The organism is Bradyrhizobium sp. CCBAU 53351 (genome assembly GCF_015291745.1).
Lineage (GTDB): Bacteria > Pseudomonadota > Alphaproteobacteria > Rhizobiales > Xanthobacteraceae > Bradyrhizobium.
On the sequence record NZ_CP030059.1, the window covers coordinates 5,009,535 to 5,033,134 of the forward strand.

General features: G+C 65.0%; 25 protein-coding genes, 1 pseudogene and 1 riboswitch. Of the genes and pseudogenes, 16 read left to right on the plus strand and 10 right to left on the minus strand.

Annotation, left to right across the window (positions count from 1 at the left end):
* Positions 1 to 119 precede the first annotated feature (119 nt).
* Genes mddA through XH83_RS23840 form a run of 3 tightly spaced genes read left to right on the plus strand, consistent with a single transcriptional unit; the run spans position 120 to position 2,615 of the window.
* Positions 120 to 857 (plus strand): methanethiol S-methyltransferase, encoded by a 738-nt coding sequence (mddA, locus tag XH83_RS23830; protein WP_194403157.1) that lies wholly within the window; start codon positions 120 to 122, stop codon positions 855 to 857.
* Complete coding sequence (locus tag XH83_RS23835) at positions 854 to 1,831, plus strand: NADPH:quinone oxidoreductase family protein (protein ID WP_194403158.1); 978 nt, start codon at positions 854 to 856, stop codon at positions 1,829 to 1,831. Before mddA ends, XH83_RS23835 begins: the two co-directional genes overlap by 4 nt.
* Before the next feature lie 34 nt (positions 1,832 to 1,865).
* Positions 1,866 to 2,615 carry a hypothetical protein gene (locus XH83_RS23840; RefSeq protein ID WP_194403159.1) on the plus strand — a complete coding sequence of 250 codons (750 nt, stop codon included), beginning with the start codon at positions 1,866 to 1,868 and terminating at the stop codon, positions 2,613 to 2,615.
* Positions 2,616 to 2,856: 241 nt separating this feature from the next.
* On the opposite strand, the gene XH83_RS23845 is transcribed toward XH83_RS23840, so the two are convergent.
* A complete protein-coding gene (locus tag XH83_RS23845; protein ID WP_194403160.1) occupies positions 2,857 to 4,056 on the minus strand; it encodes a TrmJ/YjtD family RNA methyltransferase in 1,200 nt (399 codons plus the stop codon).
* A gap of 338 nt (positions 4,057 to 4,394) precedes the next feature.
* Between XH83_RS23845 and XH83_RS23850 the strand changes: the two genes are divergently transcribed.
* The gene (locus XH83_RS23850) at positions 4,395 to 5,609 is read left to right on the plus strand and encodes an NADP-dependent isocitrate dehydrogenase (RefSeq protein ID WP_194403161.1); all 1,215 of its coding nucleotides are present in this window, start codon (positions 4,395 to 4,397) and stop codon (positions 5,607 to 5,609) included.
* A gap of 97 nt (positions 5,610 to 5,706) precedes the next feature.
* Positions 5,707 to 6,201: a DUF3455 domain-containing protein gene (locus tag XH83_RS23855; RefSeq protein ID WP_194403162.1), complete on the plus strand. Its 495-nt coding sequence runs from the start codon at positions 5,707 to 5,709 to the stop codon at positions 6,199 to 6,201.
* A 4-nt stretch (positions 6,202 to 6,205) separates the two neighbouring features.
* Here the strand turns inward: XH83_RS23855 and XH83_RS23860 are convergent, their stop codons facing one another.
* On the minus strand, positions 6,206 to 7,432 hold the full coding sequence (locus XH83_RS23860) for a cyclic nucleotide-gated ion channel (protein WP_194403163.1): 1,227 nt from the start codon (positions 7,430 to 7,432) through the stop codon (positions 6,206 to 6,208).
* Between the two features lie 4 nt (positions 7,433 to 7,436).
* Positions 7,437 to 10,115: an alanine--tRNA ligase gene (gene alaS / locus XH83_RS23865; protein ID WP_194403164.1), complete on the minus strand. Its 2,679-nt coding sequence runs from the start codon at positions 10,113 to 10,115 to the stop codon at positions 7,437 to 7,439.
* A 234-nt stretch (positions 10,116 to 10,349) separates the two neighbouring features.
* A riboswitch (glycine riboswitch) is annotated at positions 10,350 to 10,440 on the plus strand.
* Positions 10,441 to 10,603: 163 nt separating this feature from the next.
* Here alaS and gcvT point away from each other — a divergent pair.
* The 3 genes from gcvT to gcvP are packed head-to-tail and all read left to right on the plus strand — an operon-like array spanning position 10,604 to position 15,015.
* The gene (gene gcvT, locus XH83_RS23870; RefSeq protein WP_194403165.1) at positions 10,604 to 11,752 is read left to right on the plus strand and encodes a glycine cleavage system aminomethyltransferase GcvT; all 1,149 of its coding nucleotides are present in this window, start codon (positions 10,604 to 10,606) and stop codon (positions 11,750 to 11,752) included.
* Positions 11,753 to 11,761: 9 nt separating this feature from the next.
* Complete coding sequence (gene gcvH / locus XH83_RS23875; protein ID WP_194403166.1) at positions 11,762 to 12,130, plus strand: glycine cleavage system protein GcvH; 369 nt, start codon at positions 11,762 to 11,764, stop codon at positions 12,128 to 12,130.
* 17 nt (positions 12,131 to 12,147) lie between these two features.
* The gene (gene gcvP / locus XH83_RS23880) at positions 12,148 to 15,015 is read left to right on the plus strand and encodes an aminomethyl-transferring glycine dehydrogenase (RefSeq protein WP_194403167.1); all 2,868 of its coding nucleotides are present in this window, start codon (positions 12,148 to 12,150) and stop codon (positions 15,013 to 15,015) included.
* 316 nt (positions 15,016 to 15,331) lie between these two features.
* Here the strand turns inward: gcvP and recA are convergent, their stop codons facing one another.
* The gene (gene recA, locus XH83_RS23885) at positions 15,332 to 16,420 is read right to left on the minus strand and encodes a recombinase RecA (RefSeq protein WP_126260835.1); all 1,089 of its coding nucleotides are present in this window, start codon (positions 16,418 to 16,420) and stop codon (positions 15,332 to 15,334) included.
* Between the two features lie 775 nt (positions 16,421 to 17,195).
* Between recA and XH83_RS23890 the strand changes: the two genes are divergently transcribed.
* Both XH83_RS23890 and XH83_RS23895 read left to right on the plus strand, forming a co-directional pair.
* A complete protein-coding gene (locus XH83_RS23890) occupies positions 17,196 to 17,396 on the plus strand; it encodes a hypothetical protein (RefSeq protein ID WP_194403168.1) in 201 nt (66 codons plus the stop codon).
* Between the two features lie 153 nt (positions 17,397 to 17,549).
* Positions 17,550 to 17,717, plus strand: a complete 168-nt coding sequence (locus XH83_RS23895; RefSeq protein WP_194403169.1) for a hypothetical protein — start codon at positions 17,550 to 17,552, stop codon at positions 17,715 to 17,717.
* Between the two features lie 639 nt (positions 17,718 to 18,356).
* Here the strand turns inward: XH83_RS23895 and XH83_RS23900 are convergent.
* Complete coding sequence (locus XH83_RS23900) at positions 18,357 to 18,614, minus strand: DUF2798 domain-containing protein (RefSeq protein WP_194408381.1); 258 nt, start codon at positions 18,612 to 18,614, stop codon at positions 18,357 to 18,359.
* A 228-nt stretch (positions 18,615 to 18,842) separates the two neighbouring features.
* Between XH83_RS23900 and XH83_RS23905 the strand changes: the two genes are divergently transcribed.
* Together XH83_RS23905 and XH83_RS23910 are read left to right on the plus strand one after the other, a co-directional pair.
* Positions 18,843 to 19,043, plus strand: coding sequence for a hypothetical protein (locus tag XH83_RS23905; protein ID WP_194403170.1), 201 nt, complete (start codon positions 18,843 to 18,845; stop codon positions 19,041 to 19,043).
* A gap of 167 nt (positions 19,044 to 19,210) precedes the next feature.
* Complete coding sequence (locus tag XH83_RS23910; protein ID WP_194403171.1) at positions 19,211 to 19,444, plus strand: hypothetical protein; 234 nt, start codon at positions 19,211 to 19,213, stop codon at positions 19,442 to 19,444.
* A 24-nt stretch (positions 19,445 to 19,468) separates the two neighbouring features.
* On the opposite strand, the gene XH83_RS23915 is transcribed toward XH83_RS23910, so the two are convergent.
* Together XH83_RS23915 and XH83_RS23920 are read right to left on the minus strand one after the other, a co-directional pair.
* On the minus strand, positions 19,469 to 19,723 hold the full coding sequence (locus tag XH83_RS23915; RefSeq protein ID WP_194403172.1) for a hypothetical protein: 255 nt from the start codon (positions 19,721 to 19,723) through the stop codon (positions 19,469 to 19,471).
* Positions 19,724 to 19,830: 107 nt separating this feature from the next.
* Positions 19,831 to 20,124: a hypothetical protein gene (locus tag XH83_RS23920; RefSeq protein WP_194403173.1), complete on the minus strand. Its 294-nt coding sequence runs from the start codon at positions 20,122 to 20,124 to the stop codon at positions 19,831 to 19,833.
* Between the two features lie 363 nt (positions 20,125 to 20,487).
* Here XH83_RS23920 and XH83_RS23925 point away from each other — a divergent pair, with 363 nt between their 5' ends.
* Positions 20,488 to 20,952: a PaaI family thioesterase gene (locus XH83_RS23925; RefSeq protein ID WP_194403174.1), complete on the plus strand. Its 465-nt coding sequence runs from the start codon at positions 20,488 to 20,490 to the stop codon at positions 20,950 to 20,952.
* Positions 20,953 to 21,047: 95 nt separating this feature from the next.
* Here the strand turns inward: XH83_RS23925 and XH83_RS23930 are convergent.
* Positions 21,048 to 21,340: pseudogene (locus tag XH83_RS23930) on the minus strand (HdeA family protein).
* Positions 21,341 to 21,522: 182 nt separating this feature from the next.
* Between XH83_RS23930 and XH83_RS23935 the strand changes: the two are divergent.
* The gene (locus XH83_RS23935) at positions 21,523 to 21,765 is read left to right on the plus strand and encodes a PilZ domain-containing protein (protein ID WP_194403175.1); all 243 of its coding nucleotides are present in this window, start codon (positions 21,523 to 21,525) and stop codon (positions 21,763 to 21,765) included.
* 157 nt (positions 21,766 to 21,922) lie between these two features.
* Here XH83_RS23935 and XH83_RS23940 read toward each other — a convergent pair whose 3' ends face one another.
* Entirely contained in the window at positions 21,923 to 22,153 is a 231-nt protein-coding gene (locus XH83_RS23940) for a hypothetical protein (protein ID WP_194403176.1), read from the minus strand.
* A gap of 186 nt (positions 22,154 to 22,339) precedes the next feature.
* Here XH83_RS23940 and XH83_RS23945 point away from each other — a divergent pair, with 186 nt between their 5' ends.
* On the plus strand, positions 22,340 to 22,726 hold the full coding sequence (locus XH83_RS23945) for a hypothetical protein (RefSeq protein ID WP_246776309.1): 387 nt from the start codon (positions 22,340 to 22,342) through the stop codon (positions 22,724 to 22,726).
* A 100-nt stretch (positions 22,727 to 22,826) separates the two neighbouring features.
* The gene (locus XH83_RS23950) at positions 22,827 to 23,159 is read left to right on the plus strand and encodes a hypothetical protein (RefSeq protein ID WP_194403177.1); all 333 of its coding nucleotides are present in this window, start codon (positions 22,827 to 22,829) and stop codon (positions 23,157 to 23,159) included.
* Between the two features lie 76 nt (positions 23,160 to 23,235).
* On the opposite strand, the gene XH83_RS23955 is transcribed toward XH83_RS23950, so the two are convergent.
* Positions 23,236 to 23,592, minus strand: a complete 357-nt coding sequence (locus tag XH83_RS23955; RefSeq protein ID WP_194403178.1) for a carboxymuconolactone decarboxylase family protein — start codon at positions 23,590 to 23,592, stop codon at positions 23,236 to 23,238.
* Between the last annotated feature and the right edge of the window lie 8 nt (positions 23,593 to 23,600).

The following is a 23,600-nucleotide window of genomic DNA, read 5'->3' on the forward strand; positions in this document are numbered from 1 at the left end:
TCCGGGGGACGCGCAGGGGACGGTCCGGCGGATACGGTCGGGCCAGATCGAGCCTGCTCGCCGGCGAGCGCCCAGGCTCTGCATGCGGCACCGTCGCCATCGGCACAATAGGAAAACCCATGTTCGCACGCCTCGCAATCCTGCTCTACGCCCTCGTGAGCTATGCCGTCTTCACGGTTTCATTTCTCTACGCGCTCGGTTTCGTCGGCAATTATGTCGTGCCGAAGTCCATCGATGTCGGGCCCGCTTCGAATGTAAGCGAGGCCGTCGTCGTCGACCTCCTACTGATGAGCCTGTTCGCCATCCAGCACAGCGTCATGGCGCGTCCGGCCTTCAAGCGATGGCTGGCCGGATTCATTCCCGAGGCCTGCCAGCGCAGCACCTATGTGTTGCTCTCGAGCCTGATCCTCCTCTTGCTGTTCTGGCAATGGCGGCCGATCCCTGCACCGGTCTGGCAGGCGAGCGGTATTGCGGCGGGGGTGCTGACCTCCGTGCATTGGCTCGGCTGGCTGATCGCGTTCGCCTCGACCCACATGATCGATCATTTCGATCTGTTCGGCCTGCGCCAGGCTCTTTTCGCGCTGCGCGGGGCCGAGATGCCGAACCAGTCGTTCCGGACGCCGCTGCTCTACAAGATCGTGCGGCATCCGATCATGCTCGGCTTTCTGCTCGCGTTCTGGGCCACGCCCGTGATGACATCAGGCCATCTGCTGTTCGCGCTCGCCAACACGGCCTACATCCTGGTCGCATTGCAGTTCGAGGAGCGGGATCTGATCGCCGTGTTCGGGGCGACGTATCAGGACTATCGCCGGCGCGTTCCCATGCTGCTGCCGCGCCTGTTCGGAGCGCCCCGATGAAAGCCGTGGTGTGCCGTTCGTTCACCGGACCGCAAGATCTGCGAATCGACGAGATCGACGAGCCGAAGCCCGCCGCAGACGAGATCCTGATCGACGTTCATGCGGCCTCGGTCAGCTTCATGGACCAGTTGATGGTCTCGGGCCTCTACCAGATGCGGCCGCCGACGCCCTTCGTGCCTGGCACGGAAGCAGCCGGTGTCGTGGTCGCGGTCGGCGAGCGGGTCACGGCGTTCGCGCCCGGCGATCGCGTGGCGTGCAGCAGTTGGACCGGCGGCTACGCCGAACGGATGATCGCGAAGGAATCGAAGAGCGTGCGCCTGCCCGATGGCGTTGCGTTCGAGACCGCGGCAACGATCCTGCACAATTACGGCACGGCCTGTTACGCGCTGGCCGAGCGGGCACGGGCGCAAGCCGGCGAGACCGTGCTCATCACCGGCGCGGCCGGCGGGGTTGGCCTTGCCGCCATCGATCTCGGCCGGCATCTCGGCCTGCGCGTCGTCGCCGGCGTCGGCGCCGACGACAAAGCGGCCCTGGTCCGCGGTTACGGTGCCAGCGAGGTCATCAACTATCGCAGCGAGGATCTGCGCGGGCGGATCAAGGCGATCACATCGGGAGAAGGCATCGACATTGGCTTCGACAATGTCGGCGGCGCGATCTTCGAGCAGATGGCCCGACTGATGGCATGGGGCGGACGGCTAATGCCGATCGGCTTTACCTGCGGCGAGATTCCGTCAATCCCGATGAACCTGCCACTGTTGAAGAACTATTCCATCATCGGCGTCTTCGCCGGCGCCTGGGCGGAGAAATATCCAGACGAAGCCGCGCGGATGAATCACACGCTGGTGCAATGGCTGGCCGACGGAAAAATCCGCCCGCACATCGATCGCGTCCTCCCTTTGGAGGAGGCCGGCAACGCCATGCGTGCCGTCGCGGGCCGCACGGTTCAGGGCAGAATTGTCCTGAAGATCAGATAGACTGGACCCGGGAAGGCAAACGAGGACAGCGGAATTGACAGAAATCATCATCGCCAAGCGCTTTTGCGGTCCTCCGAACTCCGGCAACGGCGGCTATGTCTGCGGTCGGCTGGCCCGGCACATTCCCGGCAGCGCCGAGGTGATGCTTCGCGCGCCGCCTCCGCTGGACACGCCGCTCGATGCGGCCGCGGCCGCCGATGGCACGTGGGAGCTTCGTGACGGCGACAAGGTCGTTGCAACGGGGCGAGCGGCGAATGTCGAGCTCGCGCAGCTCGAAACGGCCAGCTTGCAGGAAGCACGCGCCGCCGGATTGCTGGCGCTGTTCGAGCCGCACGAGCATCCGCTACCGAACTGTTTCGTCTGCGGTCCCGCGCGGTCGCAAGGCGATGGGCTGCGCGTCTTCGCCGGGCCGCTCCGCCGTCGTGCAGAGAACGCCGTTCTTGCGGCGACGTGGACACCGGATCCGAACCTCGCCGAGGAGGATGGCCTGGTCGCGCCGGAATTCCTCTGGTCGGCGCTCGATTGCCCCACCGGCTTCGCCAGCAATTGCAACCCGCAGAGCGGCACCTACGACAAGACACCGCTGCTCCTGGGACGGATGGCGGCCCGGATCGAGGCCAGCCCGCGACCCGGCGAACCCTGCGTCATCACGGCCTGGCCCACCGGCCGCGACGGCCGCAAGCGGACCGCGGACGCGGCGCTGCATGATGAAGGTGGCAGGTTGCTGGCGGTAGCGCGGACAACATGGATCGCAGTGGAGCGCGACGTGCTGCTCGGGCGATAGATGCGTGAGGGTAGTGTAGCCGAAGGCATAATCCAGCACGGCTCTTTCCGTTCGGATCGCAAAGAGGCGGGTTACGCTACGCCAACCTGCCCTGCGAACCACAAGCGCGGTCCCGGGGGTGTGCCCACGACTTCTGTTTCAGCTCCCTTGATCGAGAGGATGGGTACATTTTCGCTTTCGCTCTTCGAGCTACGGCGGACAAGTCGCTTTGCCGACCCTGCGAGACCTTCCGCGACGGCACCTACGTTGCCTGCTCCATCATCCCAGCAAGCCGCACCAACTCCGCCTCCAGATCCCGCTCCACATCCGCGGCGCGAATGTCCAGCACCCGATAGTCGCGCGCTTCCAGCCAGCTCCGCCGCCCCGCCCGGTCGGCCGCGATCGCCTCGCCTTCGCCCGGGTTGACCAGCTCGATCGCGATCCGGTGCGGGAAGGAGACGAAGTCCGGGATGTGCCGCCCCACCGGGGTCTGTCGCTTGAACTGCCCGGCGAAGCGGCGGTCGCGGGTCAGCGCCTGCCAGAGCAGCCGCTCGGCGTCGGTCGGGTTGCGCCGGAGCAGACGGGCGAGGCCGCGCACGGTCGAGCCACTGTCTGAGACGCCGCCGCCCTGCCCGTGTTCGGCCAGAAGGGCGCGCAGGCGCGTCGCCTGCTCGCCGTCGAGCACGCCGCCCTTGGCCGGTCCCTTGCGCCCCTCGGCAATCGCCATCACCACGCCGTGGAGGGTGTGCATGTCCTGCTTGGTCGGCTCCATCCGCGTGAAGATGTTGCGCAGGTTCACCAGCATGGTGTCGCGCTTCTCGGCCGGCCGCAAAAATTCCACCTTGTCGAGCTCGCGCACGAGGTTGTCGAAGAAGGCCTGCATCTGGTGCTGCGAGGCGCGCTCGGAGCGCTCCGGCATGGTATGCGGCAGCTCGCCGGAGGTCGCGCGCTTGAACCATTCATAGCCGACCAGCAGCACGGCCTGGGCGAGGTTGAGCGAGGCAAAGCCCGGATTGACCGGGAAGGTGATGATGCGGTTGGAGAGCCCGACCTCCTCATTGGTCAGCCCCCAGCGCTCCCTGCCGAACAGGATACCGGCCTTGCCTCCTGCGGCGACGTGCCCGGCGATCTCGCTGGCCGCAGCCTCCGGCCCGACCACCGGCTTGGCCTGGTCGTGAGGGCGCGCGGTGGTGGCGAACAGGAGGTCGAGGTCGGCGACCGCCTCTTCCACCGTGCCAAACAATTCGACCTTTTCCAGAATGTGGTCGGCGCCGGCGGCGGCGCGCTGGGCAGCGATGTTGGGCCAGCCGTCCCGGGGGTTGACGATGCGAAGGGCGGACAGCGCAAAATTGCCCATGGCCCGTGCGGCCATGCCGATGTTTTCACCGAGCTGCGGCTCGACCAGGATCACGATGGGACCGCCGAGGGACAGGCCCGCTTTGCTCTTGTCAGTCCCCGACATCTCGCTTCGCTTTCACTTCGTCTCAAGGCCTTGGCAAGGCCGCCTGAGGAATTGATTCAGGGCGGCCCCAGGATCGGGGCCTGCCCTCGCGGTCTGTCGTTTGCCTGTCCTGACGAAATTCTCAAGGGAAATAACGGGTTGGATTCGACTTTTGAATCGATGCGGGATCCCCCGGATTCGGCCCTGCGGCAGGGCGGCTCCCCGCCCCCCGTCTGGGGAAGCTGGATGAGCTAAAAGTGCATAATCCCTTGGCTTTCGCCCGCCGCGTCTGGGTGCTAAGAGGCGGCGGATATTCCCGTGGCGCGTCAAAAGCGCCGTTCCAAGAGGCTTCCCCGATCATGGCAAAAATCAAGGTATCCAATCCCGTCGTCGAACTTGATGGCGACGAGATGACCCGGATCATCTGGCAGTACATCAAGGACAAGCTGATCAACCCGTTCCTGGATGTCGAGCTGCTCTATTTCGACCTGGGCATGGAATACCGCGACCACACCAACGATCAGGTCACGATCGACGCGGCCGAGGCCATCAAGAAGGTCGGCGTCGGCGTCAAGTGCGCCACCATCACCCCCGATGAAGCGCGGGTGAGGGAGTTCAACCTCAAGCAGATGTGGAAGTCGCCGAACGGCACCATCCGCAACATCCTCGGCGGCTGCATCTTCCGCGAGCCGATCATCTGCAAGAACGTGCCGCGCCTGGTTCCCGGCTGGAGCAAGCCGATCATCATCGGCCGCCACGCCTATGGCGATCAGTACCGCGCCACCGACATCAAGTTCCCGGGCAAGGGCACCCTCTCGATGAAGTTCGTCGGCGAGGACGGCACCGTGATCGAGAAGGAAGTGTTCAAGGCCCCCGGCGCCGGCGTCGCCATGGAGATGTACAATCTCGACGACTCCATCATCGACTTCGCCCGCGCCTCCTTCAACTACGGCCTGCTGCGCAACTACCCCGTCTATCTCTCGACCAAGAACACGATTCTGAAGGTCTATGACGGCCGCTTCAAGGACATCTTCCAGGACATCTTCGACCGCGAGTTCAAGAAGGAATTCGACGCCAAGGGTCTGACCTACGAGCACCGCCTGATCGACGACATGGTGGCCTCGGCGCTGAAATGGTCCGGCGGCTATGTCTGGGCCTGCAAGAACTACGACGGCGACGTGCAGTCCGATACGGTTGCGCAGGGCTACGGTTCGCTCGGCCTGATGACCTCGGTGCTGCTCACCCCCGACGGCAAGACCGTCGAGGCGGAAGCCGCCCACGGCACGGTGACCCGCCACTACCGCGAGCACCAGAAGGGCAAGGAGACCTCGACCAACTCGATCGCGTCGATCTTCGCCTGGACGAGAGGCCTCGCCCACCGCGCCAAGCTCGACAACAATGCCGAGCTCGCCAAGTTCGCCAACACGCTGGAGAAGGTCTGCGTCGACACCGTCGAGGCCGGCTACATGACCAAGGACCTCGCGCTGCTGGTCGGCGCCGACCAGCGCTGGCTCTCGACCACCGGCTTCCTCGACAAGGTCGCCGAGAACCTCACCAAGGAGCTGGCGGCGTAAGCCGACCGCAATTTCGCCCGACTGGGCCAGACATCATCGCGGGCCGCGCCTTCAAGCGCGGCCCGTTTCTTTTGAGGCCCCGCGCGGAGATGCGACCATGTCGATCAAGCTTGCCGTCCCCTGCCTGTTGCTGCTCGCTGGATCTGCTACGGCCGCAGAATCCCTTCCCGACGCCATCGCCGCGCCGGGCGAGAGCATGGTGCTCAGCGTCCACGCCGAGGGCGCGCAGGTCTATGAGTGCAAGGCTGGCGCCGACGGCAAGCTCGGCTGGGCGTTCCGCGAGCCGATCGCGACGCTGCTGTCCGAGGGCAAGACGGTCGGACGACACTATGCCGGCCCGAACTGGGAGCTCACCGATGGCAGTGCGGTGGTCGGCAAGGCCGCCGGCAACGCGCCGGGCGCGACGGCGGCCGACATCCCCTGGCTGAAGCTGGAGGTCACCGCCCGCCGCGGCAGCGGCACCCTGACGCCGGTCACGACGGTCCAGCGCATCAACACGCACGGCGGCAAGCTCGACGGCGTCTGCGACAAGGCCGGCGAGTTCAGAAGCGCGCCCTACTCGGCCGAGTATGTTTTCCTGAAGAAGGGCTGACCGCTCAGCGGTCGGTATCGTCCTTCTCCGCCTGCGCCAGCTCCGCCAGCGCGAGGTCGCCGGTGTCGGCGAGCCTCGCCTTGGCGGTTTCGTGGACGTGGTCGGCGAGCGTCGGCATGCGCGCGATCAAGGCGTGAAAATCCTGGGCGTCGAGCACGAGCAGGCGCGTCTTGCGCGTCGCCGTCACCGTGCCGCTGCGTTTTGTCTTGTGCAGCAACGCGATCTCACCGAAGAAGGTGCCGTCGGCAAGCCGCACATGCTGGCTCGGCAGCGCGATCTCGACCTCGCCCGCCGTGATGAAATACATCGAGGACGCTGCATCGCCCCGCCGCACCAGGATCTCGCCCTGCTCGATCGTGCGCGCGCGCAGCAGCCGCATGATGTCGGCAATCTCGGCGGCCGACAGATGCGAGAACAGCGGCACCCGCGCCAGCATGCCCCAGGTGACGACGAAGTCGCGCCGCTTCACCTCCTCGGCAAAGGCGGTCGAGATGATCGCGACCGGCAGCGCGATCATCGCAAAGCCCGAGATGATGGCGAAGGTGGAGACGAGCTTGCCGAGCGGCGTCACCGGCACCACATCGCCATAGCCGACGGTGCCGAGCGTCACGATCGCCCACCACATCGCCTGCGGGATGGTGCCGAGCTTGTCCGGCTGCACGTCGCGCTCGATGGCGTAGAGCAGCGAGGCGAAGGTCAGGACCGCGCCGATCAAGATGACGATGCAGCCGATCAGCGCCCGCCGTTCGGCATGCACGGCGGCGAGCAGCGAGCGCATCGCCGGCGAGTACCGTATCAGCTTGAAGAACGGCAGCACGCCGAGCGCTGCCAGCGTCGCGTGCCGGCCGGTGGCGAGCACGATGGCCGCAGGCAGGAATGCCATGAGGTCGATGATGCCGAGCGCCGACAGGGCATAGCCGAGCCGGTCGGACAGCGCGGACGCCTTGCGGGGAGTGTGGCCCGCCACGGTCCACAGCCGCGCCAGATATTCCAGCGCGAACACGATCACGGACATGATGGTGATGGCTTCGAACAGCGCGCCGAACTGCGCGTCCAGCTCCGGCACCGAAGCGAGGATCATCGCGACCACGTTGAGCACGATGACGCCGATGATGATCTGGATGAAGCGCGACCCGGCCGAATAGGCCAGCGGGTCGTGCTCCAGCAATTCGTAGAGGCGATCCCTCACATCGGGATCGCGAAGCCCACGCCCTCGCGGACCGGGGCGCATGGCTTCACGCAGCCCCCATCGCTTTTTCGATCGCCGCCAGTGCGTCGGTCGCATTGGCTCCATCGGGGCCGCCGGCCTGCGCCATGTCGGGCCGGCCGCCGCCGCCCTTGCCGCCGAGCGCCTCGGAGGCCACGCGCACCAGGTTCACGGCGTTGAAGCGCGCGGTCAGGTCCGCGGTGACGCCGACCACGACGCCGGCCTTGCCGTCCTCGGTGACGCCGACGATGGCGACGACGCCGGAGCCAATCTGCTTCTTCGCCTCGTCGGCGAGGCTCTTGAGATCCTTCATCTCGATGCCCTCGACCGCGCGCGCCATCAGCTTGACGCCGCCGGCGTCGCGCACGCTGGCCGCGGCGCCATCGCCGCTCGACGCGCCGCCGCCCATCGCCAGCTTCTTGCGGGCGTCGGAGAGCTCGCGCTCGAGCTTCTTGCGCTCTTCCATCAGCGCGGTGATGCGCGCCGGGACATCGTCGATCGAGGTACGCAGCTCGCTCGCCGCGGTCTTCGCCAGCGCCATGGTGTCGTTGGCGTGCCGGCGCGCATAGTTGCCGGTCAGCGCCTCGATGCGGCGCACGCCGGAGGCGACCGCGCTCTCGCTCGTCAGCGTGATCAGGCCGATGTCGCCGGTGCGCTTGACATGGGTTCCGCCGCAGAGCTCGACCGACCAGCCGAGCGCGTTGGTGCCGCGCTCGCGCGCGGTGCGGCCCATCGAGACGACGCGGACCTCGTCGCCGTATTTCTCACCGAACAGGGCGCGGGCACCGGCTTCGCGGGCTTCATCGACGCCCATCACGCGCGTGGTGACCTCGTCGTTCTCCAGCACCACGTCGTTGGCGATGTCCTCGACGCGCGCGAGCTCCTCCGCCGTGATCGGCTTCGGATGCACGAAGTCGAAGCGCAGGCGATCCGGCGCCACCATCGAGCCGCGCTGGGCGATGTGATCGCCGAGCACCTGGCGCAGCGCCTCGTGGATGAGATGCGTCGCCGAGTGATGCGCGCGGATCGAGGAGCGCCGCGAATGATCCACTTCGAGCTGCAGCGCCGTGCCGATTTTCAGCTCGCCGCTCTCGACGGTGCCGACATGCACGAAAAAATCGCCGAGCTTCTTCTGGGTGTCGGTGACGCGGAACTTGATGCCGCCCTCGCCCGAGAGCACGCCGGTGTCGCCGACCTGGCCGCCGGATTCCGCATAGAACGGCGTCTGGTTCAGCACGATCGCGCCCGTCTCGCCGGCCTTGAGGCTTGCGACCTCCGCACCATCTTTCACCAGCGCGGACACCACGCCCTCGGCGCTCTCGGTCTCGTAGCCCAGGAATTCGGTCGCACCCAGCTTCTCGCGCAGCGGGAACCAGATCGCTTCGGACGCAGCTTCGCCAGAGCCCTTCCAGGATTCGCGCGCCTTGGCCTTCTGCCGCTCCATCGCGTCGGTGAACGCGGCCTGGTCCACGCCGATGCCGCGCGATTTCAGCGCGTCCTGCGTCAGATCCAGCGGGAAGCCATAGGTGTCGTACAGCGTGAAGGCGACGTCGCCGTCGAACATGTCGCCCTTCTTCAGCGACGCGCTCTTCTCGTCGAGGATGGCAAGGCCGCGGACCAGCGTCTTCCGGAAGCGGGTCTCTTCCAGCCGCAGCGTTTCCTCGATAAGATTTTCGGCGCGCATCAAATCCGGATAGGCCTGGCCCATCTCGCGCACCAGCGCCCAGACGAGGCGATGCATCAACGGTTCCTTGGCGCCGAGCAGTTGCGCATGGCGCATCGCGCGGCGCATGATCCGGCGCAGCACGTAGCCGCGGCCCTCGTTCGAGGGCAGCACGCCGTCCGCGACCAGGAAGGCCGAGGAGCGCAAGTGGTCGGCGATGACGCGGAACGAGGCGACGTTCTGCTCGTTCGGCCCGCTGCCGAGCGCGGACGAGGTCGCGTCGATCAGATGACGGAACAGGTCGGTCTCGAACACGCTGTCGACGCCCTGCATGATGCAGGCCATGCGCTCGAGGCCCATGCCTGTGTCGATCGAGGGACGCGGCAGGTCGACGCGCTCCTCCTTCGTCACCTGCTCGTATTGCATGAACACGAGATTCCAGAATTCGAGGAAGCGGTCGCCGTCCTCTTCCGGCGAGCCGGGAGGCCCGCCCCAGATGTGATCGCCGCGGTCGATGAAGATCTCCGAGCACGGGCCGCACGGGCCGGTGTCGCCCATCGCCCAGAAATTGTCCGAGGTCGGAATGCGGATGATGCGATCGTCGGAAAAGCCGGCGATCTTCTTCCAGAGCCCGTGCGCCTCGTCGTCGGTGTGGTAGACGGTGACGAGCAGCTTGTCCTTGTTGAGCCCGAAATCCTTGGTGATCAGCTTCCAGGCCAGCTCGATCGCGCGCTCCTTGAAATAGTCGCCGAACGAGAAGTTGCCGAGCATCTCGAAGAAGGTGAGATGGCGCGCGGTGTAGCCGACATTGTCGAGGTCGTTGTGCTTGCCGCCGGCGCGCACGCATTTCTGCGACGTGGTGGCGCGCTGATAGGGCCGCTTCTCGACGCCGGTGAAGACGTTCTTGAACTGCACCATGCCGGCATTGGTGAACATCAACGTCGGATCGTTGCGCGGCACGAGGGGCGAGGACGACACGATCTCGTGGCCGTTCTCGGCAAAGAAGTTCAGAAAGGTCGACCTGATCTCGTTGACGCCGCTCATGTTCATCCAATCGGGTATGCTTGGACCCGCTTCCCAGCCATCCAAACCGCGCGTTTGGGCTGATATCTGCGGGCCAAAGCGCTTTTAGACAAGGCCAGCTTCGCTGTCCAGAAACTGTGCAGAGAGATCAGAGGGTTGCCGCAGGCGCTCAGTCCCCCTTGCAATCCCGTTGAAAGGCACGGATGCCGCGTTGACAGGCTTGGCCAGCCTGTGGTCTTTACCCACTTGTATCGTACGGCCACGTCGGGAGAGACCGGCTTTAGGCAGCCGGCGCCGAAGGAGCAACCGCCCCGGAAACTCTCAGGCAAAAGGACCGCGTGGCTTTGACGACATCTGGAAAGAGGCGCCGGCGGGCAAATACCTTCTAAGGAAGGTTGGCCCGGATAGCGTCCGCCGACGGGATAATACTCTCAGGCACAGCGACAGATGGGGCTTCGACTGGTTTGTCTCGGGGAATCGTCCCCGGGGAACCGCCGAGGGCCCCTGTGATGCTGGCGCGTGACGACAAAGACTCCCTGAAACGTACCCCCCTCTACGATCTGCATGTGTCGCTCGGCGGCAAGATGGTGCCGTTCGCGGCCTATGAGATGCCCGTGCAATACCCCGCGGGCGTCCTCAAGGAGCACCTCCAGACCCGCAGCTCCGCCGGCCTGTTCGACGTCTCCCATATGGGCCAGCTCGCGCTCCGGCCGAAATCCGGCAAGGTGGAGGACGCTGCCCGTGCGCTGGAGCGGCTGGTGCCGCAGGACATTCTGGCGATCGCGCCCGGCCGGCAGCGCTACGCCCAATTCACCAATCCGGACGGCGGCATTCTCGACGATCTCATGGTCGCCAATTTCGGCGACCACCTGTTCCTGGTCGTCAACGCCGCCTGCAAGGCGGAGGACGAGGCGCATCTGCGCGCGAATCTCTCGGACGATTGCATCATCGATTCGCTCCAGGACCGCGCCCTGATCGCGCTGCAGGGCCCGAAGGCGGAAGCGGCGCTGGCGAAATTCTGTGCAGAGGCGCCCGCCATGACATTCATGGATGCCGGCCCGCACGAGGTCGCCGGCATCAAGTGTTTCGTCTCGCGCTCCGGCTACACCGGCGAGGACGGCTTTGAGATTTCCGTCCCGGCCGCCGATGCCGAGCGGCTCGCGAAGACGCTGCTGGAAAACCCCGACGTGATGCCGATCGGCCTTGGCGCCCGCGACAGCCTGCGGCTGGAAGCAGGCCTCTGCCTCTACGGCCACGACATCGACACCGCGACCACGCCGGTCGAGGCCGCGCTGGAATGGTCGGTGCAGAAGAGCCGCCGCAATGGCGGCGCGCGCGCCGGTGGCTTTCCCGGCACTGAGAAGATCCTCGCCCATTTCGACAACGGCGCATCCCGCCGCCGCGTCGGTCTGCGTGCCGAGGGCCGCGCGCCGGTGCGCGAAGGCGCGCTGCTGTTTGCGGACGCCGCCTCCGGCGAGCCGATCGGAAAGGTCACCTCGGGCGGTTTTGGGCCGACCCTGAACGCGCCGGTCGCGATGGGCTACGTGCCCACGGCCATGAGCGCGCTCGATACGAAACTCTTTGCCGAGGTGCGCGGCCAGCGGCTGCCGCTCACCGTCGCCGCCATGCCCTTCGTGAAAAACACCTACAAACGCTGAGGACTTGAAATGACCACGACGCTGTACACCTCCGACCACGAATGGCTGGCGATCGACGGCGATGTCGCGACCGTCGGCATCACCGATTATGCCCAGCAGCAGCTCGGCGATGTCGTATTCGTGGAGCTGCCCAAGGTCGGCCGCACGCTGAAGAAGGCGGAAGCCGCCGCCGTGGTGGAATCGGTCAAGGCCGCCTCCGACGTCTACGCGCCTGTCACCGGCGAGGTGCTCGAGACCAATGCCGAGCTCGCGGCCGAGCCGGCGCTGGTGAACTCGGATGCGCAAGGCAAGGCCTGGTTCTTCAAGATCAAGATCGCCGACAAGAACGAGCTCGGCGGCCTCATGGATGAAGCTGCGTACAAGGCACATACGGCTTAGGGACGATGGAGCAAGCGATGACCGCGCACCGCAAGACCAACGGCGACACCGCCGCCAGTTTCGTTCGCCGCCATATCGGCCCTTCGGCGCGCGATGTGGCCGCCATGCTGGAGGCCGTCAGCGCAAAGAGCGTCGATGCCTTGATGGCGGAGACGCTGCCGGCCTCGATCCGGCAGGCCGCGCCGCTCGATCTCGGCAAGCCGCTGAGCGAGACCGAGGCGATCGCGCACATGGCCGAGCTGGCGCGACAGAACCAGGTCTTCACCTCGCTGATCGGCCAAGGCTATTCCGGCACGATCCTGCCCGCGGTGATCCAGCGCAACATTTTGGAGAACCCGGCCTGGTACACGGCCTACACGCCCTATCAGCCCGAGATCAGCCAGGGCCGGCTGGAAGCGCTGCTCAACTTCCAGACCATGATCTGCGACCTCACCGGGCTCGACGTCGCCAACGCCTCGCTGCTCGATGAAGCCACCGCGGCGGCCGAAGCCATGGCGCTCGCCGAGCGGCATTCGCAGGTCAAGGCGCAAGCCTTCTTCGTCGACAAGGACGTGCATCCGCAGACGCTGGCGGTGATGCGCACCCGCGCCGAGCCGCTCGGCTGGAAGCTGATCGTCGGCGATCCCCTCACCGATCTCGACAAGGCCGACGTGCTCGGCGCGCTGCTGCAATACCCGGGCTGTTCCGGCGCCGTGCGCGACCTCAGGCCCGCGATAGCAGCGTTGAAAGCCAAGGGCGCGCTCGCGATTCTCGCCGCCGATCTCCTCGCGCTGACGCTGCTCGCCTCCCCGGGCGAGCTCGGTGCCGACATCGCGATCGGCTCCGCTCAGCGTTTCGGCGTGCCGATGGGCTATGGCGGACCGCACGCCGCCTATATGGCGGTGCGCGATGCGCTCAAGCGCTCGCTGCCCGGCCGCATCGTCGGCCTCTCCGTGGATTCGCGCGGCGCACCCGCCTATCGGCTCGCGCTGCAGACCCGCGAGCAGCACATCCGCCGCGAGAAGGCGACCTCCAACATCTGCACCGCCCAGGTGCTGCTCGCCGTGATCGCCTCGATGTATGCGGTCTATCATGGCCCCGAGGGCCTCTCGCAGATCGCGCGCAATTTGCATCGCCGCGCCGCGGTGCTCGCGGCCGGCCTGCGCAAGCTCGGCTTTGCGCCGCAGTCGGAGGCCTTCTTCGACACGCTGAGCGTCGATGCCGGCGCCAGGCGCGCCGAGATCGTCGCGCGCGCGGCTGCTGAGAAGCTCAATCTCGGCGTCGGTGACACCGCCCTGCGCATTGCGCTCGACGAGACCACGACGCCCGCGACCGTCGAAGCGGTCTGGCGCGCGTTCGGCGGCACGCTGTCCTACGCCGAGATCGACGCGACCACGCGCGAGGCGCTGCCGGAGGCGCTGAAGCGCACCACGGCTTTCCTCACCCACCCGGTGTTCCACGCGCATCGCTCGGAGACCGAGATGCTGCGCTACATGCGCAAGCTCTCAGATCGCGACCTCGCGCTCGACCGTGCGATGATCCCGCTGGGATCCTGCACGATGAAGCTGAACGCAACCACCGAGATGATGCCCCTGACCTGGCCGGAATTCGCGACGCTGCACCCGTTCGTCCCGCGCGAGCAGGCGGCCGGCTATCACGCGCTGTTCGCACGGCTGGAAAAGTGGCTGTGCGACATCACCGGCTATGACGCGATCTCGCTGCAGCCGAATTCCGGCGCGCAAGGCGAATATGCCGGGCTGCTCGCGATCCGCGGCTACCATGCCGCGCGCGGCGAGAGCCACCGCAAGATCTGCCTGATCCCCTCCTCCGCCCACGGCACCAATCCGGCTTCGGCCGCGATGGTCGGCATGGACGTGGTGGTGGTGTCCTGCGAGAAGAACGGCGACGTCGACGTCAACGATCTCCGCGCCAAGGCCGAGAAGCATTCGAACGACCTCGCCGCGGTCATGATCACCTATCCCTCCACCCACGGCGTGTTCGAGGAGCACATCCGCGAGATCTGCGACATCGTGCACGGCCATGGCGGCCAGGTCTATCTCGACGGTGCCAACCTCAATGCGCAGGTCGGCCTCTCCAGGCCCGGCGATTACGGCGCTGACGTCAGCCACCTCAATTTGCACAAGACCTTCTGCATCCCGCATGGCGGCGGCGGTCCCGGCATGGGCCCGATCGGTGTGAAGGCGCATCTCGCGCCGTTCCTGCCGGGTCATCCCACGACGAACGGCGATGCACCGGTCGGTCCGGTCTCGGCCGCGCCGTTCGGCTCGGCGTCGATCCTGACCATCTCCTACATCTACATCCTGATGATGGGCGGCGACGGCCTGAAGCGCGCCACCGAGATCGCAATCCTCAACGCCAACTACATCGCCGCGCGCCTCGATCCGCACTTCCCGGTGCTCTACAAGAACGAGAAGGGCCGCGTCGCCCATGAGTGCATCGTCGATCCCCGTCCGCTGAAGGTTACGTCCGGCGTCACCGTAGACGACATCGCCAAGCGCCTGATCGACTACGGCTTCCACGCCCCGACCATGAGCTTCCCGGTGCCGGGCACGCTGATGATCGAGCCGACCGAGTCGGAATCCAAGGCCGAGCTGGATCGCTTCTGCGACGCCATGATCGCGATCCGCAAGGAGATCGCCGAGGTCGAGGCCGGCCGCTTCAAGATCGAGGCCTCGCCGCTGCGCAACGCCCCGCACACCGTGCACGATATCGCGGATGACGACTGGAAGCGCGCCTATACCCGCGCCGAAGGCTGCTTCCCCGCGGGCACCTCGCGCACCGACAAATATTGGAGCCCGGTGGGGCGCGTCGACAACGTCTACGGCGACCGCAACCTCGTGTGCTCCTGCCCGCCGGTGAGCGATTACGCGCAAGCGGCGGAGTGAGGCTTCTTAGGGTGGGTTAGCGGGCGGCGGCGCGAAGCGCTGTCCGCCGGCGTAGCCCACCACTTCACTTCTGCGGAGACGGACGTTGTGGGTTACGTCTTTGACTAACCCTACGGCGGTTTCTGAGCATCATTCTGCGCCGAGCTCGTCCTCTGACGGCCCGGCTTCTTTCTCGTCATCTGGTTCATTCATTGCTGCGGCTTGCCGTTCCAGCAACTCCAGAAAGTTGTGCTGATCATAACGAAACGGGCACCGAAGACGTCGGCAACTCAACGTCCTCAATGCCCGCTCCTCGCGATAACTCTGTACTCGAAAACTACTCGTCCGTCGGCTCCTCGCCGTCGGCATCGCGCTCGGGCGTGCCGGCCAGGATCTGCTCGGCGATCAGGCCGGAGTTCTGGCGGATCGCGGTCTCGATCTTGGCGGTGATGTCGGGGTTGGCCTTCAAGAACGCTTTCGAATTCTCGCGGCCTTGGCCGAGGCGCTGGCTGTCATAGGAGAACCAGGCGCCGGACTTTTCGACGATGCCGGCCTTGACGCCGAGATCGAGGATCTCGCCCATCTTGGACACGCCCTCGCCGTACATGATGTCGAACTCGACCTGCTTGAACGGCGGTGCCAGCTTGTTCTTGACCACTTTGACGCGCGTGGTGTTGCCGACCACCTCGTCGCGCTCCTTGATCGCACCGATGCGGCGAATGTCGAGGCGGACGGAGGCGTAGAATTTCAGGGCATTGCCGCCGGTGGTGGTTTCGGGCGAGCCGTACATCACACCGATCTTCATGCGGATCTGGTTGATGAAGATCACCATGGTGTTGGACTTGTTGATCGAGGCCGTCAGCTTGCGCAGCGCCTGGCTCATCAGCCGCGCCTGCAGACCCGGCAGCGCATCGCCCATCTCGCCCTCGAGCTCGGCCTTCGGCACCAGCGCCGCGACCGAATCGATCACCAGCACGTCGACCGCGCCGGAGCGCACCAGCGTGTCGCAGATTTCCAGCGCCTGCTCGCCGGTGTCCGGCTGCGAGATCAAGAGCTCGTCGATGTTGACGCCAAGCTTGCGGGCATAGACCGGATCGAGCGCGTGCTCGGCGTCGATGAAGGCGCAGATGCCGCCCTTCTTCTGCGCTTCCGCCACCGTATGCAGCGCCAAGGTGGTTTTACCTGAGGATTCCGGCCCGTAGATCTCGACGATGCGGCCCTTGGGCAGGCCGCCAATGCCCAGCGCGATGTCCAGCCCGAGCGACCCCGAAGACACCGCCTCGATGTCCATGGAGCGATCGTTCTTGCCCAGCTTCATCACCGAGCCCTTACCGAACTGGCGCTCGATCTGAGAGAGCGCGGCGGCCAGAGCTTTACTCTTGTCCATGGAGGATCCTTCGACGATACGCAGGGCAGTTGCGGACATTGGGTCGTGCTCCTTATGGCGAGGATTCGCGTGAGGGACAAACGGTTGCGAGGGCGGCTCGGCGATAAAAGCAACGTACCCCATTTGTTCTAGGTTCGCAATATGTTCTTTGCGGATTTGGGGGTACTGTCCGTATTTGACCCCGGGTGTCCTAAGTTGACTTTAGGCGTGTCCTAAATCCGTAGTTCTCCGGGCGAGAACGGACGCGAAATAAATAGGTCCGAATTTGTTCTGCTGGCGTGTATTTATAAGCGGAACACGTAGAAGTAAGGCCGCCTCAGTGGGCGGCCTCTTTCATTCAAAGGATAGTGAGCAGATATGCCAGTTCCCGCTGGTAACGTTCGGCGGACGAATTCACCTGCAAGCGCTTCCCCTCGACCATATGGAAACTGCCGATCTTCAAGCGCGAGATCGGGATGCTCTTCGCGCCACTATGCGGCCAGACGTTCAGGCTCAGCTTAGCGATGACGGCGTGCCAAACCCCGGACCGGTTGGCTGAATTAATTTCACTGGCCTGATTTGATTTTGCGAGTGGCCTATTTCGGCCAGTACCGGATTTGGGTGCTGTCCGTATTTAACCCCCCGCCAAGCGCCCCGGCGGCGACAGTTCGAGCTTCAATCCCGGCTCGCCCCTGCGCGTTGTGCGCACAATTGAACAGACGCCGTTCCGTTTCTGGATCCTAATCCATCATCATCCGCGAGGGACCGCGGCAGCTAACGGTGATGCGAACGCCGATTGCGCTCCCCGCCTTCCTCGCACGGACAATGGCGGGTCATGCTCAAGCGGCGACGGTTCAAGCAACAACTGACCCTTCAAGACCGGCTCTCCGCATGGGTGAAGCAGGTCAAGGAGGACGCTGCCAGGCTGCCTCCCGGCCCAGAGCGGGATGCCCTGCTCAAGAAGGCGCGCCAGGCCGAGTTGGCAAATCATCTGCAGGACTGGGTCAAATCCCCCGGGCTGCAACCGCCGAAATAACAGCGCGGCCACGACATTCCTCCCGACCGAAGCTGACGTGCGTCGAAGGCCTATGACCTGTCGTCGTCATAATTCCGCAATCCTGCGGCACCGAACCTTTTCGCGGTCTCAGCCTTGTCCAAGACAAGACCGCAACTATTGGGGATCTCAGTCATGACGGACAACGAGCACCGCGAAACGTCCAGGCGCAAACCCCTGCTGCAGGCGGCGCAGGAGGAGATGACGAAGTTCGAGCGCAAGGAGAACGAGTTCCGCAAGAAGGACCGCAACGAGCGCGCCAGCGAGCTCCGTCTTCCCCTGAACGAAATCAAGGTCCACTGAAGCCTGTCGAGACTCGCCTTCGGAATCGACGACGACGCGCTGTCAGAGGAGCTTCAGCCGCCGGGCATGGGTGCGCATGGCGGGATGACGCGCCGAGTTCATACAGCCTGCCGCGCACAATGACGGTATCTAAACACTACCTATAAGCCATTGAAAGAACAACAAATTTCCCATGAGGCCTACTGTGCATGGGGTTGTTTTCCAGTTTTGAGATTGGCGGCATGCCCGTTGCCCGCGATCATCGCAGGGTACGGCCGCTGCCTGCACGATCCCCTACAGCAGCGCCAGCAGCACGAGGCCGATCACCAGCACCACGAAGCCAGCCGCGGTCGCGGCGGCAAATGACCGCTCTACGTTATCCATGATGCCACCCCGTTGCCGGCGTGCCACGTTTCCCCCATGGCTGCGCCGAACGGTGTGAAATCTTGCCGACCTGTGTGTCGGCAGTTGTGCGAACGGATGTCGAAATTGGGACCGGTGCGGGGCCAGTCTGCGGCCTGTGCCAGGCTCGGAAAGCTGCCGCCTGTCAGGCTGCCGTAAGCGGAGCCGGCTAGGATGATGCGGCTATGGTGTTGCAGCCCAGCACCTCAGCCTCCAACAACTCTCTGCCCCGCTTGGCTCTCCCCAGGCGGGGCTTTTTCATGCCTGACGGCCGGCCGCCGACTCACGTTCCTCTCGCGTCAGGCGCAGCGAGAAGGCGCGGATCGCGGGCGCAGCCAACAGCACGATCGGCACCATGGTGGCCCAGGCGATGAGCCACGACACCATCCAATGTTCAAAGAAGATCATGCCATCGCCGGCAGGAAAGCTGGCGACCCACGCTGCAATCAGCGAGGTCAATCCGGACTGGATGATTCCAAAGACGAAATGACTGTACCGCCGGGGAATGCCGAGCATGTCGAGCCCATGATGCTTGCTCTCATCAAGCAAGCAAAGCACATGCCGCCGCTGGCAGGGAACCGGAATCCACTGCAGCGCGAACACCTTAAGCCTGCGGTTCAGGAACTCTGTTCATGGTCGGAGAACCACGGGCTTCGCCCGGCAATCTGCAGATTTTGCTTGTGCCCGGAATATTATGACGACCACCATGTTAACAGTCATGAGGGTGAATCGTGGGAGGTCGCCATGAATCACAGGGGCATCGAGTTCACCGTCGCCAAGACGGCGATTCCCGGAATCTGGCAATGGCAGTTCCGCATCGGCGAGCAGATCAAGACCGGCAAGACCGAGACGAAAATTGATCTGCTCGCGATCCGCCGCGTGCAGTTGCGGATCGATCGGGAGCTGAAGCGATCGGCCGGACAACGGCCTGAACCGGCCGGATGAATTGTCGGCAATCGCGAGGCGCCTTGCGCCCCGCCACGGCTGGCAGGCCCGCTGCTGCAGCATCATCCGTAGCCGCCCGGAATTGATCTGACGCCGGTTTGGGATTGGACTGCGCGCGCCCATGGCCGTGGGGACGAGGCCATCACGTCGTGCGACCGGTGCTGCCCATGCCGCTCTATTTCTTTCGAATCCGGAATGGCCGTTATTCCGGCTGCGCCGACCAGGCGACGGAATTCGCCGATCGCGATTCGGCCTGGAAAGAGATGACCAGCGTCTGCGCGGACATGACCGCCGGCATCGCCCGCAAGCTCCAGGAAAATTCCGAATGGCACATGGAGCTCCTAGACGAGGCCAAGGAGCCCGTGTTCCGGATCCGCATCGTCGCCGAAACCCTCGAATAGCATGAGCCCTCGGAGCAGGCCCGCCTAGTCCGCGCTGGGCAGCCGCCGCATGGTGAATTCGATCTCGCCGCCGGGCAGTTCGCGCCAGGTCTCGACCGCGCTCATATAGCCGGCCTTGGGGTAGCGGGCGAAGAAGGCCTGCGCCCGTTCCCGCGCCGCGGTGCGCGGCAGCGTGAAGGTCTCGCGCAGATAACCGTCGCCGCTTGTTCGGCCGGGCTTGCCGGCCACCTTGCGCCGGCGCGCCATCCGCTCGGCGAGATCCCGCGGACGATCGGCCATATCCTGCCCTCCTCTACGCGCTACGCTCAGAGGCAAATGTAGGGCGCGGGCCGGCTGAAGAGGAGTCCCGTTCGCAAGGCGTCGGACCGTCCCCGACGCGGCCAAAATCAGTTGGCGGCCGTGCCGCTCTTGGACTTCTTCGGCGCGCTGGTTGCAGCCGATGCCTTCGGCGCCGGCTGTTTCGGCGGATCGGAGCGCATGCCGCCCCAGGGATCGTTGGACGCCTTGTTGTCCGGAATCTTCTTCAGCGTTTCCTTATAGGCCTTGTCGCGCTCGGCTTCCGCGGCCTTCTCTTCGGGGGTCTTGCTCGGGGCGTCCTGCAGCAAATTGAGCTGGGGCATTTGCGCGTAGGCCGGGCCGGCCAGCACGGCCAGCACCGCGGCCAAACGGAAAAGCTTCATCATCCACTCCTTGATCAATCCATGACGCACGGATCGCCCGCGCCGTGCCATCCGTGTCGCCCCCGGGCGCGTTCGGAGCCCCGCTAGAGCCGATCCGACCGGCACGATTTGGGCCCATGCAGCCAATCGTCCCAGATCGGGCCGCATCTGGTGCACCCACTCAGCGCGAGGCCGAGCGCGACCATACAAAAAACCAGGACACCCCGACGCAACATCATCCACCCGTACCCCAAGCGAGGCATCATACCGGGCCAAGTCAGGCATTTTCAAGCCGGCGGGACCGCCGCGACCGGGTGACTTTGCCGCGCCGATGCGCGCACAATGGGAGCGAAACATCCGGCAATACAGGAGTGTGCGACAGCAATGCAAAGGCAGCCAGACGCCGAATTCGGCCTCCCCGACGCCAGACGCATCCTCGGCGAGGTTTTCGCGCCCTGGGTCCAGGATCTCAACCTCGCGATCGAGCGCCTCGAGCACGCGCAGCCGGCGGATGTCCCGGACTGGCAACCGGGCGCGCTCCTGCGCATGCCGTTTTCGGAACGGTTGTGCCGGAACGGCGGCGTGGTCTGCGGCCAGGCCCTGATGGCGCTCGCCGACACCGCAATGGTGATCGCGAACCTCGCGGCCAATCGCGGCTACCGCCCCATGACCACGGTCGACCAGACCACGCATTTCATGCGCGCGGTGTCCTCCTCGGACGTGCTGGCGGACGCACGCGTGGTGCGGCTCGGGCGCACCATGAGCTTTGGCCGCGTCACGCTGCTCTCGGCGACCGACAACAAGCCGGTCGCGATGGTGTCCAGCGCCTTCGCGATGTTGCCGGGCTGATCCAAAAAACGAGAGCCGCGTGAGCGCAAAGCGCACCCGCGGCTCTCCATCACGATCGCATCGAAGCAGTCGCGCTTCGGCCCGCGTGCGTCACATCACTTGCCGAGCACTTCGTCGGCCGCGGTGACGATGCTGGCCGTCGGGTTCTTTCCGCAATGGCACCGAATTTCTTGGCGTTCTCGATGAACACGTCGGTGTCGATGATCGCGTTGTCCTCGTCGCCCTTGTACCAGCCATCCATCCAGGTCAGCACCACCTGGATGTTGTCTTCGCCGCTCTCGAGGAACTGCTTGCAGCTCATGGTCGAGAGGTCCCACTTGACGGCGTGGGCGGGCATCGACGACAGCGAGAACGCTGCAGCGAACAGAAGCGAAAGCGTGGTCTTCATCGGAATCTCCATCGGCGCGTAACGCCATAAAAGAAAGGCTTGTCGGGAAAGTCGGCGGAGAGCCTCTCCGCTCGAACGTCGTAAACGAAGTCTGAAACGCCAGGTAAGTAGCGCCAGTATTGAATTTAGTTCAACGCAATTTCTATGCACTACTCCTTGATCATCATGATGGATCGACTCGGATGATCGAGAGGCGTACAGCGCAGCGTCACCGTGTTTTCAAGGGTGGAACGATCACCTTCGAAAACAACGGCATCGCTTGCACGGTGCGAAACATGTCGGCGGGCGGCGCGGCGATCGACCTCGACGCTCCCGTCACGTTGCCGCAATCGTTCACGCTCTCGATCGCTCGCGACGACTTCGTACGGAATTGTCGCACAGTTTGGCGCAGTAACAAGCGCGTCGGCCTCGCCTTCGTGCAATAGCGCGCGCGATGTGAACGGAGTGTTCGCATCACATCCACAATACGATGATGATTGCGCGACACGACGAGAGCGCTGCCTCGCGAAGCAGGCGATTGTGGGTACTCGTCGTCGATCCCGCCGGAACATGATTCGAAAAGCCCGAATCAGACCCGCTACTCTATTTCGGCTTCTTGGCCGGTTCGCTCGGGCGGGCGCCGCCCCATGGGTCGTACTTGTCCTTGGGCTCGGGAATGCGCTCGAGCGCAGCCTTGTAGACCTTCTCGTCGACCTTGGGCTTGTTGTCCCCGGGCTTGGCCGAGTCCTGGGGCGGCCGCCGGCCCTGTGCCTGCGCCGGGGCAGCCGTCAGCGCCAGCGCCAGCGCGGCGGCCGCGATGACCAAAGTCCTCATTGCTGCAATCCCCTTCGTCTGGGGTGCACGCTAGCCTGCAATCGCGGAATAGCAAATACCGCGGGCTCCAAGGATTGATCTCAAGGCTTAGTGGAGGCTTCAGCAAATCTTGATCGGCGAGGACTTCGCCGGACCGCATTCGTGCCTATCTGTTGGCCCGCAGGGGACTTTCACGGATGTTACGGATTGTTGCTCAAGCGGCGCGGCGCGCTCGCGCTCGGCGCCTGCGGCTTTGCCGACAGCCGCGCGCCGGTGCCTGAGTTCATGCGCATGAAGGAGACCGAGCAACCGGCGCCCGAAGCGCCCCCCGACGTCAAGCGTGTGGTGCGCGAACAGATCGACGTTGTCTTCCTCACCACCTCCTATCCGCGCGAGGTGCACGTCGCCCCGCCCCATCGCGAGGTGCGAGGACCGGGCTGGACCGCCTGCGTCCGCGCCCAGCTCACCTCCGCGACCGGCACGTCGCTTGGCGCCCAGACCTACATCGTGACGATCAATGGCGGAAAGGTCGTCGACCGCCGGCGCGCCGAAGCCGACGACATCTGCGGGACCGAGACTTACGAGCCGATCTAGGAGCGCTGAAAGAGAAAGTTCCGGGAAAAACCAGCATTTTGGCCGGGAACGATAGCCGCCTCCCCTTCTTGTTACCGCCGAGGGCAGTTTCGAGGAGGACATGATGAAGACATTTGCGATTGCGCTGCTGGCGGGCGTGGGTGCCCTGGCGGCCGCCTCGGGCGCGAAGGCTTCCGATATCTACACGACCAGCGAGTACACCAATCCGGATCTGGTTCAGCAAGTGCGGCTCGTCTGCGACGACGCCGGCCGCTGCTATCGCACGCGTGGCGGCGCGCGCGTGATCGTGCGCGATTCCTACAACTACATGCCGCGCGAACGCTATTACGAGCGCCGAACCTATCATCGCGATTGGGATGACGGTCCGCGCGCCGGCGTCGGCATCCGCGCGCCTGGCGTCAGCGTCGGCGTCGGTGTCGGCGACCGCTGGTAATTGATGACGGCATGACAGTCGGGACCGGACGAGACAGCTCGCCCGGTCCCGTTCGCATGCCATCGGGTGACGAAGATCAGCCGGCGGACGATTGCTGCTGAAACTGCTCGTAGGCCGCGATCGCATCGGCCGCGTACATCAGCGACGGCCCGCCGCCCATGTAGACGGCCATGCCAAGCGTCTCCTCGATCTCCTCGCGGGTTGCGCCGAGCTTGACGAGCGCCTCGGCGTGGAAGCCGATGCAGCCGTCGCAATGCGCGGCGACGCCGAGCGCCAGCGCCATCAGCTCCTTGGTCTTCTTGTCCAGCGCGCCGTCACGCGTGGCGGCCTGGGCGAGCGCGGAAAATCCCTTCATGGTGTCGGGAATGTCGCTACGAAGCTTCTTCAGATTGGCCGAGATGTTCCTGGTGATGTCGACGTAGTTCTTGTCCATCGGACCCT

Excerpts from the sequence above, each read along its gene's own strand:
- mddA (WP_194403157.1), top strand. The coding sequence starts at position 120 with ATGTTCGCACGCCTCGCAATCCTGCTCTACGCCCTCGTGAGCTATGCC.
- XH83_RS23835 (WP_194403158.1), top strand. The coding sequence starts at position 854 with ATGAAAGCCGTGGTGTGCCGTTCGTTCACCGGACCGCAAGATCTGCGA.
- XH83_RS23845 (WP_194403160.1), bottom strand. The coding sequence starts at position 4,056 with ATGTCGGGGACTGACAAGAGCAAAGCGGGCCTGTCCCTCGGCGGTCCC.
- XH83_RS23850 (WP_194403161.1), top strand. The coding sequence starts at position 4,395 with ATGGCAAAAATCAAGGTATCCAATCCCGTCGTCGAACTTGATGGCGAC.
- XH83_RS23855 (WP_194403162.1), top strand. The coding sequence starts at position 5,707 with ATGTCGATCAAGCTTGCCGTCCCCTGCCTGTTGCTGCTCGCTGGATCT.
- XH83_RS23860 (WP_194403163.1), bottom strand. The coding sequence starts at position 7,432 with ATGCGCCCCGGTCCGCGAGGGCGTGGGCTTCGCGATCCCGATGTGAGG.
- alaS (WP_194403164.1), bottom strand. The coding sequence starts at position 10,115 with ATGAGCGGCGTCAACGAGATCAGGTCGACCTTTCTGAACTTCTTTGCC.
- gcvT (WP_194403165.1), top strand. The coding sequence starts at position 10,604 with ATGCTGGCGCGTGACGACAAAGACTCCCTGAAACGTACCCCCCTCTAC.
- gcvH (WP_194403166.1), top strand. The coding sequence starts at position 11,762 with ATGACCACGACGCTGTACACCTCCGACCACGAATGGCTGGCGATCGAC.
- gcvP (WP_194403167.1), top strand. The coding sequence starts at position 12,148 with ATGACCGCGCACCGCAAGACCAACGGCGACACCGCCGCCAGTTTCGTT.
- recA (WP_126260835.1), bottom strand. The coding sequence starts at position 16,420 with ATGTCCGCAACTGCCCTGCGTATCGTCGAAGGATCCTCCATGGACAAG.
- XH83_RS23890 (WP_194403168.1), top strand. The coding sequence starts at position 17,196 with ATGCTCAAGCGGCGACGGTTCAAGCAACAACTGACCCTTCAAGACCGG.
- XH83_RS23895 (WP_194403169.1), top strand. The coding sequence starts at position 17,550 with ATGACGGACAACGAGCACCGCGAAACGTCCAGGCGCAAACCCCTGCTG.
- XH83_RS23900 (WP_194408381.1), bottom strand. The coding sequence starts at position 18,614 with ATGCTCGGCATTCCCCGGCGGTACAGTCATTTCGTCTTTGGAATCATC.
- XH83_RS23905 (WP_194403170.1), top strand. The coding sequence starts at position 18,843 with ATGAATCACAGGGGCATCGAGTTCACCGTCGCCAAGACGGCGATTCCC.
- XH83_RS23910 (WP_194403171.1), top strand. The coding sequence starts at position 19,211 with ATGCCGCTCTATTTCTTTCGAATCCGGAATGGCCGTTATTCCGGCTGC.
- XH83_RS23915 (WP_194403172.1), bottom strand. The coding sequence starts at position 19,723 with ATGGCCGATCGTCCGCGGGATCTCGCCGAGCGGATGGCGCGCCGGCGC.
- XH83_RS23920 (WP_194403173.1), bottom strand. The coding sequence starts at position 20,124 with ATGAAGCTTTTCCGTTTGGCCGCGGTGCTGGCCGTGCTGGCCGGCCCG.
- XH83_RS23925 (WP_194403174.1), top strand. The coding sequence starts at position 20,488 with ATGCAAAGGCAGCCAGACGCCGAATTCGGCCTCCCCGACGCCAGACGC.
- XH83_RS23935 (WP_194403175.1), top strand. The coding sequence starts at position 21,523 with ATGATCGAGAGGCGTACAGCGCAGCGTCACCGTGTTTTCAAGGGTGGA.
- XH83_RS23940 (WP_194403176.1), bottom strand. The coding sequence starts at position 22,153 with ATGAGGACTTTGGTCATCGCGGCCGCCGCGCTGGCGCTGGCGCTGACG.
- XH83_RS23950 (WP_194403177.1), top strand. The coding sequence starts at position 22,827 with ATGATGAAGACATTTGCGATTGCGCTGCTGGCGGGCGTGGGTGCCCTG.
- XH83_RS23955 (WP_194403178.1), bottom strand. The coding sequence starts at position 23,592 with ATGGACAAGAACTACGTCGACATCACCAGGAACATCTCGGCCAATCTG.